Origin of the sequence: Collinsella sp. D33t1_170424_A12, assembly GCF_015554865.1 — a bacterium.
Classification (GTDB): Bacteria; Actinomycetota; Coriobacteriia; order Coriobacteriales; family Coriobacteriaceae; genus Collinsella.
Genome location: NZ_JADNJJ010000015.1, coordinates 1 through 11,670 on the forward strand (window position 1 = coordinate 1; position 11,670 = coordinate 11,670).

Sequence of the window (11,670 nt, forward strand, 5' to 3'; positions counted from 1 at the left end):
CCCGGCCGTACGCGGTAGCTCCGCGGACGGCCGGGCCGGTTTTGCCTCTTGACAATGTTCAACTCATATTAAAGGGGGAGGCTCGCACCCCTCCCTTCTACCTCCATGTGGAGCAGATGCGAGCTCGGCTAGAGATTGAGGCTCGCGACCGGTCTGCCTGTTGATGTGCAAAATTGGACGAGGTTCCGGATGGCGATCTGAGAGGCCAACGGCGTCCGCCGCAGCATATCCCTAAAGGGAAGGGGTGGGGACAACGCACGGGCGGAGGGGTTCTTCGGAACGCTCAGGCAGGAGTTCTACTACGCCCGGGATTGGTCGGGGATCACGGTTGAGGTGTTCACGGCCGCTCTCGACGCTTGGCTGAGGTGGTTCCGGTCGGGTGTATCTCGTAGGCTCTGGGGAGGATGACGCCGGACGAGTACCGCGCTTCGCTGGGCTACCCGGTGCAGGATGTACAGGAAAACGTCTGTAGTTCCGACGGCTGCTTCGTGCCGGATTATTCCGATCTGGTATTTCTTGGTTCCGTTGGCGAAACGAGAGCCGAGCGGATGCCTTGCTTAGCTAGTAGGGTGACGTGTTTGGTCATTCATTTAGCTGAAAGGATGTCAATTATTCGTATTAAGAAGCGGTAACCAGACAAGTAGTCTCCTGGTAAGCATCAGCATCGATTGGGATGCGGCATCGGTGCACCCTTCAATATCGATGACAATTGGGTATGCATACGCTGTGATTTGATATCGGGGGCGCAGGATGTGGCTGTTTAGCTCGGAAAAGGGAAGGTTGTAGCGTGATCCAGAAAGAGCACGGACGCATGGAAAGGGTTTTGGCGGCAATTGGGAATGGGTTGCGAACGCGCATCAGATTGCGCTTCAACCTGATGCGCTTATGCATATAGCGATTGACATGTTAATGGGATAGCTGGCATGCTTTGATGATTCCATAAGTGTGCAGATGGTGGAAGACGCTGTGGCTACGGTTAACAGGAAGGCGCACCAATCGAGGGGAAGGTCTAACGGTATCCGCTCGTCATTTCTTTCGGTGAAGTATGTGTCGGTACTCGCCGCGGTGGAATAGTGACCAACCACAGCTTTATGTCGACTATGTAGTAACAAGTATATGTGAGTTGTCGCAAGGTGGTATATGATTCGAGGAGCATGATTCTTTGAGTTGTTGGGAGGTCGCATGCATAGGTACGGTTTATTATGGATTGACGAAGAAGCTTTGTTTCAGGTTACTCGCAATACATTCAAAAATGCAATCTTAAAGAAGGATGCACTGCCTCTCGATCCGTTTTCAACCATTGCTCAGGCTGAGATATTTGATTGTTCTGTCGACGATGTGATTACTTTTGACGAGATGCGAGCAAAGAATAAATCTTTGTCGAATGCAATCGGACTTTGGCATCAGCGAGTGTTAGGCCTTTCTCCTCATTTTGAGGAGCTTGGAGCTTCTGGCGGAGTTGTTGATCTTAAGAGCGTTTCGGGTTTTGTGCATCCAGTTTATAGAAAACCCCTGTATCTAGAAGTCAAGAATCGCTTTAATACGATTAAGAGTTCTGACGAGAAGATTGTTTGGGATAAGCTTGATGAAATTGCTCGTTGCAATGCTGCTATCTCCTACCTTGTTCAAATCGTCCCCGCATCTCCAGATGCATACGATAAGCCATGGGAGCCTTCTGGGCGTAAACCGAAGGACTTTGTCCGCGTTTGCGATGGCGTTACTGCTTATGCCCTTGCTTTCGATAGGGATGATGCTTTATATCGAGTTTTTCATGCTCTACCTGGTATTCTTGCTGATGTGATTGTTGATTACGGTCTTGCGGTTCCGCATGCGCTTTGTGAAGTTGATTTGGACGGGGTTTTTAATGCAGTGATGCCCAGTGCTCCCAAGAACTAAGGCAAGCTCCTTTGTTATAATAACCAATGCATAGGTAAAGGTTATTATGGGGTAATGGATATGAAACTCAATGCAATCACTGCAGCAGACGCAGCTCATCTGTTGGGCGTGTCTGTGGACACCATTCGGCGATGGGATAAGCTCGGTCTGATTAAGTCAGTTCGAGATGGTAGGAACCGTCGGTTGTTTTCAACGCAAGAGCTTGAGCGAGTAAAGCATAAACTCGAGGGAGGGGTCTCTTGTCAGTTTTCCGTATTAAGGAGTGATAAGCAGTACGAGACGGCAACTTGTATTGACTTGTTTGCCGGGGCTGGTGGAACGGCACTTGGGTTTCATAATGCTGGTCTGAATCACATTTACCTTAATGAGCTTGACAGCAGAGCTGCGGAGACTTTGCGAAGGAATAGCGAGTCTCATGGACTTGACTGGACAATTGATAACTCTGATGTTCGTACCGTTGATTTTGCAGGTATGCATGCCGAGGTAATTCAGGCGGGATTTCCCTGCCAGGCATTCAGCTATGCTGGAAAAAGTCGAGGTTTTGAAGATACGCGCGGAACGCTATTTTTTGAGTTTGCACGTGCAATAAAGGATGTTAAACCAAAGGTTGCGATAGGCGAGAATGTGCGTGGGCTGTTGAGGCACGATGGGGGGCGAACCCTGTCAACCATGATGGATACCCTCGATCAGCTTGGATATCGCGCGACCTATAGGGTTCTTCGCTCTCAGTATCTGGATGTACCGCAGAAAAGGGAGCGGCTTATTATTTTTGCTATAAGAAAAGATTTGGATATACCTTATGTTTTTCCGAAAGAAAAAGATTATTTTATTTCACTAAGAGAGGCGTTAAAAGATTGCCCTGCTTCGGAGGGGCAAAGCTATCCTGAGAAAAAGAAAAAGATAATGGATCTCATTCCCGAAGGTGGTTACTGGAAGGATTTGTCCGATGACCTTCAACGAGAGTATATGGGGGCGAGCTACTTTCTAACAGGTGGAAAGACTGGAATGGCACGTCGGCTGTCCTGGGATCAACCAAGTCTTACGCTTACATGCTCTCCAGCTCAAAAACAAACGGAGCGTTGCCATCCTTCAGAAACAAGACCATTAACAGTCCGTGAGTATGCAAGAATTCAAACCTTCCCTGATGATTGGGAGTTTTGCGGAAGTATGGCGCAAAAATACAAACAAATCGGTAATGCTGTACCCGTTAACTTGGGCTATCACGTTGGCCGTTGCGTTCTTGCGGCTTTGGGGTACATTCCGATTACGGATGATATGGAAGTGATATATCCAAATAGTAATTAGCGTTAAGGGTTCTTTGGACGGGATTGCGGGGGTATTCTTGGGTTTATGCGACATGAGTGCAGGTACTTTGAAATGTATGCATTGCTTGTTTGGTAATCTTTATTTTGATCAAGCAAGAAGGACTTCGCGGGATTAATGCCTTAAGGGATGTTGTATGTAAGGTCTTTATTCATGTTGATTGCGAGGGCTTCACTATACTTATTTGCATTTTCATCGGTACGCGCTTAACGGCGGTTTTCATTCTTGCTGCATATCTGGATACTTTAATTCGGGCGGTGGGGATCAAGTAGCGGGAAGGATGCGCCATGCGGACGTCATCGAAAGGCCTGTTGCCTGATCTTTTGCGGTAATCATGGCCTTTAGGTTTCTAGGGTTCGCAAGAATCATGGGATGTAAACTAATCTCGTTCAGGATGAGCACCAATTCTTCGAGCTGTTCGTTTTCGATTGTTGGCGAGGCGATGATTTCTTGCAGCCGGTTACGGTATCGAGTTAGATCCGCTCGGGTGATTACGCGATCGTGCTGGTATCTATGGAACCTGATGCTGTCTGCATTGATTTCGCAGTTGAGAATCGACTTGCTTTGTATCTGAAAGTCGGCATATTCAACGTGTAGGGTTGTTCGTGCAAAGGGCGTATCCCCGAGCAGTATGCTTATGATGCCTATCAGATAGAGACAAATTGTAAGGATGCTTGGATTCATAGCTTCATTTCATATCGTAGTTTGTCAAGATTGTAGGGCGGTATCGAGGTTTTGTCCGGCCTTCTTCATGACATCGTCTCTTCGAAAGGACTCCTCCATGATCTGGTTTACCGCCGATACGCATTTCGGTCACAGCAACAGCCTCGGTGGCAACCAGCGCCCGTTCGATACCATCGGCCAGATGAATGCGAGGCTCATCACTGCTATCAACGATCGCGTGAGCTCTCGCGATACGCTCTACATGCTGGGTGACTTCTCGTACCGAACCTCCGTGGCGGATGCGTTGCGCCTGCGCGAGCGCATCAACTGCGAGCATGTGCGTCTCATTCGTGGCAACCACGATAAGGATTGGGGTTTGTTGGAGCCGCCGGTGCGCGACGCTGCCCGGAACGGGAAAGGCCGCGCTAAAAAGGGGAGCGCTCCTACGACAAGTTCGGTGTCCGCCGTAACTCCCGGTGCCGCGGCTGCCGACGGCCCCTTCGAAGCCGTGCTCGACTATTTCGAGCTCAAGCCGGGCGAGTGCCACGGCACGCGCATGGTGCTCTCGCATTACCCCATGCTCAGCTGGAACGGCAAGCGCCGCGGGTCCATTCAGCTCCATGGACACATCCATGCCGATCCCGCGTACAACGAGCGCAACCGTTCCCGCGGCATCCTGCGCTACGACGTGGGCGTGGATGCCAACGGCTATGCACCGGTGAGTCGCGACGACATCCTCGACTTCTTCCGCGGCGTCGACCCGGCGCAGATCGGTTTCGCCGAGGACGAGGCGGGCGCTGGCGCGTAGCGCGCCTGCTTGCGAAATCCGTGTCCGCACGAACCCGTATGGTGGTCTCAACAGCCAAGGGGCATCCCGTAGACGTGGTGCCCCGGCGCGGTCGCGGCAGGTGCGGCCGCGCTCCCAGGTAAAAGGAGGGCCATCATGTACGAGCCGTCACGCAACATCATGAACTTCTACGTCGCGGGATTCCAGTATCACGAGGGCGCGCTGGTCTTATCGCAGCTCAAGCCCGGCGACGAGCTCACGCTCGAGGCGCAGCCCGATAACCCGCACGATGCCGATGCGATCGCTATCAAGGCCGCGGCGAGATGCTGGGCTACGTTCCCGCCGATCTGAACGGCAAGCTCTCGGTGCTGTTCCACTACGGCCACGCGTCCATCTTCGAGTGCCGCGTCATGCAGGTCGCGCCCGAGAACGATCCCTGGAAGCAGCTTCGCGTGGCGATCTACGTGAAGGACGCGCGCTAGGATTTAGGCTGCCTGCCACCGCGTCTGCACGAGCGGCTATAGTGGGAGCTGTGAAAACGTGCTCGGGCGGACCGGGCGGGGGAGCGAGGAGCGCAGATGAATCAGATTGCATGTCCCAACTGTGGAACCGTTATCAACCTCGATGAGAGCGACTACGAGGGCATCGTCCGCCAGGTGCGCGACGAGCAGTTCGCGCGCGAGGTGGAGGAGCGCGCCGCATCCCTGCGTCGTGAGAAGGACCAGGCGCTCGAGCTCGCGCGTGCCAATGCCGCCAGCGAGCTCGAGAAGACCCGTTCGGAGCTCCAGGCGGTGCTTCAGCAGGAGCGTGCACGTGCGGCATATGAGCTGCAAGAGGCGAAAGCGGTCGCCGATCGCGCCCTTCAGCAGGCTCAAACGAAGGCGGCTTCAGAGCTCCAGCAGGAGCGCGCCCAGGCAGCGTCGGACCTGCAGCAAGCTCGTGCCCGGGCTGAGTCCGAGCTCCAGAAGATTCGCTCGAATGCCGCCGCGGAGCTTCAAAAGTCGCAGGCCGAAGCAGCGTCTGAGCTGCAGAAGAGCTTGGCCGAGCGCGACGCTCGCCTAGCCGAGCTCTCAGCCAAGCTCGAGGCTGCGGATGCCGCTCGCGAAGCGGCGCGCGAGCAGGCAGCCTCGCAGGCGCGCGAAGAGACGAGACAGGCGGCGGCCGACCTGCAGCGCGAGGTCGATGCCTTGAAGGCGGAGCTCGCCAATGCGAATACCAACCGCGAACTTGCCTTGCAGGCGGCGCGCGCCGAAGCGGAGCAGCGCCTGCAGTCCGTCCAGGCGGAGGCGGATCGAAAGCTCCAAGAATCGCAGGTGCGTGCAGCCGAGCAGCTCCAATCCGCTCAGGTCGACGCCGAACGCGTCTTGCAGGAGGCGCGTTCGAAGGCGGCCCAGCAGCTCCAAGCCGCTGAATCCGAGGCGGCGCTTAAGTTCCAAACCATGATGAGCCAGGGGCAGCGCGAGGCCGAGGAGCTGCGTGCGCGGTTGCGCGAGCAGGAGGCGCAAGCCAAGATGGCCCAGATGCAGGCCGTGGCCGCTATGGAACGCGAGCGCGATAAGGCGGTCTCCGCGCTGGGGCGCGAGCAGGCTGCACGCGAGCTCGAGCGCACGCAGGCGCAAACCGATCTTGAACACAAGCTGGCGGAGGCGAAGACGGCGAACGAGGCTATCATCCGCTACAAGGACGAGGAGATCGAGCGCCTGCGCGATATGAAGGCGCGCTTGTCCACGAAGATGGTGGGCGAGACGCTCGAGCAGCACTGCGAGACGGCATTCAACCGCCTGCGCATGACCGCCTTTCCGCGTGCGTATTTCGAGAAGGACAACGATGCGTCCGAGGGCACCAAGGGCGATTTCATCTTCCGCGAGTGCGATGAGGACGGTAACGAGATCATCTCCATCATGTTCGAGATGAAGAACGAAAACGACACCACGGCTACCAAGCACAAGAACGAGGACTTCTTCAAGAAGCTCGACCACGACCGCCGCGCCAAGGGTTGCGAATATGCGGTGCTGGTCACGCTGCTCGAGCCGGAAAGCGAGCTGTACAACGCCGGTATCGTGGACGTGAGCTACCGCTACGAAAAGATGTACGTCATCCGCCCGCAGTTCTTCATCCCCATGATCACGCTGCTGCGCAACGCCGCCATGAATTCACTTGCCTACAAGCAGGAGCTCGCGCTCGTACGCCAGCAGAATATCGACGTCACCGGGTTCGAGGAGAAGCTGGAGAGCTTCCAGACCCGCTTCGGCAGGAACTACGACCTGGCAAGCCGCAAGTTCCAAACGGCTATCGAGGAGATCGATACCACTATCAAGCACTTGCAGAAGGTCAAAGAGAACCTGATCTCGAGTGAAAACAACCTGCGCTTGGCCAACGACAAGGCACAGGAGCTCACTATTCGCAAGCTTACCTGGGGCAACAAGACCATGAAGGCGAAGTTCGACGAGGCGCGCGAGAAGGAAGAGCGTGCCGCGCGCGAAGGTGTCACCATCGAGGAGGCGCCCGGGGCCGAACCCGATCCCGCCGACAGCTATGAGGTGTAGGCGGTTTTGAAAACGCCGCCCCCCAGGGTGTAGATGGCTCGCATCGCGACAAGAACGAAGATCACCATACGGCGTATTACGGCGAAATCGTCGATGCATATATCATTCGGTAGGCTTGTTGCCTGTTGAAAACACCGATGTAAAGAAGAAAACGGGAGGCCCGCGCGATGCGAGCCTCCCGTTTGCATGGGCTTAAAGAATGTAAGCGTGTGTTCGGTTTAGCCGAAGTAGCGCTCCAGCAGGCCGGCGAAAGCCTTGCCGTGGCGGGCCTCGTCACGAGCCATCTCGTGGACGGTGTCGTGGATGGCGTCCAGGCCGGCGGCCTTGGCGCGCTTGGCGAGGTCGAACTTGCCGGCGGTGGCGCCGTTCTCGGCCTCGACGCGCATCTCGAGGTTCTTCTTGGTGGAGGTGGTCACAACCTCGCCCAGGAGCTCGGCGAACTTGGAAGCGTGCTCGGCCTCCTCAAAGGCGGCCTTCTCCCAGTACAGACCGATCTCGGGATAGCCCTCGCGGTGGGCAACACGGGCCATGGCCAGGTACATGCCGACCTCGGTGCACTCGCCCTCGAAGTTAGCGCGGAGGTCCATGATGATGTCCTCGGTGACGCCCTCCTCGTGAGCAACGCCCACGATGTGCTCGGCGGCCCAGCTCATCTTGCCCTCCTCGACCTTGGTGAAGCGGTCACCGGAAACGCCGCACTGGGGGCACTTGAAATCGGCGGGCAGCTCCTCGCCGTCGAACTCCTCAACGTAACCGCAAACGGGGCATACAAACTTCATGACCTTCTCCATTCGGTCGCAGACGAATGCGCGGCGCTTGGCCTGATGTTCCTCTCCAGGCAACCGCGACTTGGTACGTGACCCATTATGTCCTAATGGCCCCTATCTAGATTCATATTGATACTCATTCTCAAAAACATCGCAATAAGTAAACCAAGGCTTACAAAAAGGAGTCATGCAGAGGTGTGAAAGGGGTAGAAAAAGGAATGGAGGAAAGTTGTCTCTTGCCGTATAAGCTGCAGGTCGTGCATGCTATACATGAACAAATAGGGAGTGGGCTCATCTCGATGGACCGTTCGGAGGGGAGATCGATGAGGGTTTATATTTCGCTCGATGTTCCAGACCAGCTACGACGCGAGCTATGCGCGTGCACGGAGCGGCTATCCGATCACTTGCTCGGTCGATTCGTGCCCTGCGAGTCCTACCATCTCACGCTTGCGTTCATGGGGGAGCTGGACGAGGGCCAGGTTGATGATGCGGTCGCGGCTCTCAACGACCTGGCGGCGCAAGCCGCTCCCGCGATTCTTGCCCCATCGCAGCTGGGGACGTTCGGCAAGCCTATCGACTCGGTTTTGTGGATGGGCGTGGAGCCCCGCACGGAGCTGCTTGTTCTGGCCGAACGGCTTCGCTCGGCGCTGGCAGGGCGCGGCCTGCCGTTCGATCCCCACGAATTCGTGCCCCATATCACGCTTGCGCGCCATGCGCGCGTGCTCTGCGACGCGCTTCCGCATCTCGAGCCGCCTCAGCCCGTCGTTGCAACCACCGTGGGACTCTATGCAAGCACGTTGGGGGCGAGCGGTCCTACATACACGCTCGTGCATCGTTGCGCGCTCGACGGCTAGCTCCTGTGTGAAGCGGGTCAAGGCCGTGGCGCGTGCGAGCTGGGGCATACGTTGATTTCGTCTGAATATGCTTGCATCCAGCGGCGTGCGAGCGGTTGTTATTCGATATACTTTCTTGCAGTTTCAAGCCTTACACGTTGAGGAGGATTCCACATGGATCTTAACAAGCGTCCCGACGACATGGTTCGCATCACCACCCCCGAGCTCGCTCAGGCCTTCATCGAGGAGCAGGTGGCGGTGTGCCGCGAGCAGATCGGCGACAAGAACGTGCTGCTCGCCCTGTCCGGCGGCGTTGACAGCTCGGTCGTGGCGGCCCTCCTCATCAAGGCCGTTGGCAAGCAGCTCATCTGCGTTCACGTGAACCACGGCCTCATGCGCAAGGGCGAGTCCGAGCAGGTCGTCGACGTGTTCCGCAACCAGCTGGACGCCAACCTCGTGTACGTCGACGCCACCGACCGCTTCCTTGGCCTGCTCGACGGCGTTGCAGAGCCCGAGACCAAGCGCAAGATCATCGGTGCCGAGTTCATCCGCGTCTTCGAGGAGGAGGCCCGCAAGGTGGGCGACCAGGTGAGCTTCCTGGCTCAGGGCACCATCTACCCCGACATCCTCGAGTCCGACGGCGTGAAGGCGCATCATAACGTGGGCGGCCTGCCCGACGACCTGCAGTTCGAGCTCTGCGAGCCCGTTCGCCTGCTGTACAAGGACGAGGTTCGCGTGGTCGGCCGCGAGCTCGGCCTGCCCGAGAACATGGTCGAGCGCCAGCCGTTCCCCGGTCCCGGCCTGGGCGTGCGCTGCCTCGGTGCCATCACCCGCGATCGTCTGGAGGCCCTGCGCGAGGCCGACGCCATCCTGCGCGAGGAGTTCGCCAACGCGGGCCTCGAGGGCAAGGTGTGGCAGTACTTCGTCTCCGTGCCGGACTTCCGCGTCACCGGCGTGAAGGACGACAAGCGCCTTTACGAGTGGCCGGCGTTCATCCGCGCCGTCAACACCGTCGACGCCATGACCGCCGAGGTGCCCGAGCTTGACTGGGCGCTCCTCAAGAAGATCGGCGATCGCATCGCTTCCGAGGTCCCCGGCATCTGCCGCGTTCTGTACGATCTCACGCCGAAGCCCTGCGGCACCATCGAGTTCGAGTAACCAGCGGTTGCCCGCCGCTTACATGCGTAGCGAGAGCCTTTGTCCTTGCGGCAAAGGCTCTTTTGCTATCCCGGCGCGGCTGCGCGTAGCCGCGCCGGACGGTGGCCGCGCCCCCGGTTGGCTGGATGCTAGGAAACCTGAACGGAGCCGCCTTCGATGGCCCATGTGATGCTCGTGCACGCGCGCAAGAATGCGCGATCGTGGCTGACGAGCAGCAATGCGCCTGCAAATCCAGCAAGAGCTTGCTCGAGGGCTTCGACCGAATGCAGGTCGAGGTGATTGGTGGGCTCGTCCATGATGATGAGCGAAGGCCGCTCAAGAAGCCCAAGGCCGATCATGAGCTTTCGCATCTCCCCGGGGCTGGTTGCGGTGCCTTCCAAGACGTGGTCGGGATCGGAGTTCAGTCGGGCTATGCTCGACAGCACGCGTCCTCGATCCGCCGTGTTCAGCCTGCGAAGCCCTTGCAACGCCCGTATGCACTGCTGGGCGGTTGGCTCTTGGGGGATGTCTAGTACGCAGAGTCCGTTGGCGCTCCTCCAGCATCCGGCGACGGGAGGCGCGCGCCGTGTGGTCGAATCGAGATAGCCGGCTTCCTCGCAGGCGAGCAGCCGCCGGATGTGGTCGAGCAGGGTCGTCTTGCCGGCGCCGTTGGGCCCTGCAAGCGCTATGTGGTCCGTGTTGCCCACGTAGAGATCGGGTAGCGCGAGCTCTCCCGGTCCGCAGGGAATGGCGCTCGCTGGCACGTGCGCGATGGTTTTGCGCGGGCTGGGCGACGCCTCTAGGAAGAGGTTGCCGTCGTAGCGTTTGGGCGCGAACGCCGCGTCCACGCGCGCTCGGGCGTCGGCCATGCGTCCGTCCATCTGTCGGGCGAGTTTGCCGCGCGCGCCGTCCTGGCCCGTGAAGACGGCAAGGTCTATCTTGGCCCGCCCGCTTTTATCTTTTGGGTCGAGCCGTCGCTTTGATCGCCGCGCATCGGCCCGCGCGGCCTCTTGGGAGCGGGCTTGCCGTTCGGCTGCCAGGCGCGCAAGCTCGGCTTGAGCGCTCGCGCGTTCGTGCACGATTTCCCGCCGCTCGCGCTCGGCCTGGTCGTGTATGGCGGTATAGCCGCCCGGACGCATTATCAGCCGCGTTTGGCCGCGGGGGCCGCTGGGCTCGAACGAAACGCATTGCCGAACGAGTGCATCGAGCAAGTCGCGGTCGTGGCTCACGAGGATGCCGATGCCGCGAAAGCCCGCTAGGGCATCGGCGAGCTCGGCACGCGCGGGCGCATCGAGGTGGTTGGTCGGCTCGTCGATGGCGAGCACGTCGGGGCGCTGCCAGAGGGCGCAGGCGATCTGCAGCTTTTTGCGCTCGCCGAAGCTGAGCTCGCCCCAGCGCCAGGGCATGTCGTCGGCGAGTCGGAAGCGCTCGCGCAGGGCGCGGGCATCGCGGCCGAAATCGAGGGCGAAATCGGGCAGGCAATCGGGTCGCGCGTCCGCTTCCTGCGGGCAGTAGACGCAGAAGAGGCCGCGCGTGACCGAGCCGGCATCGGGCTCGATGAGGCCGCAGGCGATGCGGGCGAGCGTCGACTTGCCGCATCCGTTGTCGCCCAGCAGGCCGGTCCAGCCCTGTGCGAAGGCTATGGTCACGGTATTCAAAATGGGGTCTTGAGCTGCGGGGTGCGTGTAGGACACGCGAGAAAGCGCGAGCTGCATGAA

11 protein-coding genes are annotated in these 11,670 nt (G+C 58.3%); 8 read left to right on the plus strand and 3 right to left on the minus strand.

The annotated features are described in order from the left end of the window. The first annotated feature begins 1,182 nt into the window (after positions 1 to 1,182). Complete coding sequence (locus I2E26_RS00735) at positions 1,183 to 1,896, plus strand: Eco47II family restriction endonuclease (RefSeq protein ID WP_195419229.1); 714 nt, start codon at positions 1,183 to 1,185, stop codon at positions 1,894 to 1,896. A 60-nt stretch (positions 1,897 to 1,956) separates the two neighbouring features. After that, on the plus strand, positions 1,957 to 3,201 hold the full coding sequence (gene dcm / locus I2E26_RS00740) for a DNA (cytosine-5-)-methyltransferase (protein WP_195419230.1): 1,245 nt from the start codon (positions 1,957 to 1,959) through the stop codon (positions 3,199 to 3,201). 282 nt (positions 3,202 to 3,483) lie between these two features. On the opposite strand, the gene I2E26_RS00745 is transcribed toward dcm, so the two are convergent. Then, positions 3,484 to 3,903, minus strand: a complete 420-nt coding sequence (locus tag I2E26_RS00745) for a hypothetical protein (protein ID WP_195419231.1) — start codon at positions 3,901 to 3,903, stop codon at positions 3,484 to 3,486. Between the two features lie 97 nt (positions 3,904 to 4,000). Here I2E26_RS00745 and I2E26_RS08990 point away from each other — a divergent pair, with 97 nt between their 5' ends. The 4 genes from I2E26_RS08990 (at position 4,001) to I2E26_RS00760 (ending at position 7,215) form a co-directional block, all read left to right on the plus strand. Continuing rightward, a complete protein-coding gene (locus tag I2E26_RS08990) occupies positions 4,001 to 4,690 on the plus strand; it encodes a metallophosphoesterase (RefSeq protein WP_229056300.1) in 690 nt (229 codons plus the stop codon). Between the two features lie 135 nt (positions 4,691 to 4,825). Next, positions 4,826 to 5,020, plus strand: a complete 195-nt coding sequence (locus I2E26_RS08995) for an HIRAN domain-containing protein (protein WP_229056301.1) — start codon at positions 4,826 to 4,828, stop codon at positions 5,018 to 5,020. Continuing rightward, a complete protein-coding gene (locus I2E26_RS09000) occupies positions 4,993 to 5,151 on the plus strand; it encodes a hypothetical protein (RefSeq protein ID WP_229056302.1) in 159 nt (52 codons plus the stop codon). Before I2E26_RS08995 ends, I2E26_RS09000 begins: the two co-directional genes overlap by 28 nt. Before the next feature lie 96 nt (positions 5,152 to 5,247). After that, the gene (locus tag I2E26_RS00760; protein ID WP_195419232.1) at positions 5,248 to 7,215 is read left to right on the plus strand and encodes a DUF2130 domain-containing protein; all 1,968 of its coding nucleotides are present in this window, start codon (positions 5,248 to 5,250) and stop codon (positions 7,213 to 7,215) included. A 218-nt stretch (positions 7,216 to 7,433) separates the two neighbouring features. On the opposite strand, the gene I2E26_RS00765 is transcribed toward I2E26_RS00760, so the two are convergent. Continuing rightward, positions 7,434 to 7,994: a ferritin family protein gene (locus I2E26_RS00765; protein WP_195419233.1), complete on the minus strand. Its 561-nt coding sequence runs from the start codon at positions 7,992 to 7,994 to the stop codon at positions 7,434 to 7,436. 311 nt (positions 7,995 to 8,305) lie between these two features. Here I2E26_RS00765 and thpR point away from each other — a divergent pair, with 311 nt between their 5' ends. Continuing rightward, a complete protein-coding gene (thpR, locus tag I2E26_RS00770; RefSeq protein WP_195419234.1) occupies positions 8,306 to 8,836 on the plus strand; it encodes an RNA 2',3'-cyclic phosphodiesterase in 531 nt (176 codons plus the stop codon). Positions 8,837 to 8,989: 153 nt separating this feature from the next. Beyond that, complete coding sequence (guaA, locus tag I2E26_RS00775; RefSeq protein WP_195419235.1) at positions 8,990 to 9,973, plus strand: glutamine-hydrolyzing GMP synthase; 984 nt, start codon at positions 8,990 to 8,992, stop codon at positions 9,971 to 9,973. Between the two features lie 128 nt (positions 9,974 to 10,101). Here the strand turns inward: guaA and I2E26_RS00780 are convergent. After that, the coding region (locus I2E26_RS00780; protein ID WP_229056303.1) for an ATP-binding cassette domain-containing protein at positions 10,102 to 11,670 on the minus strand (1,569 nt) is incomplete at its 5' end.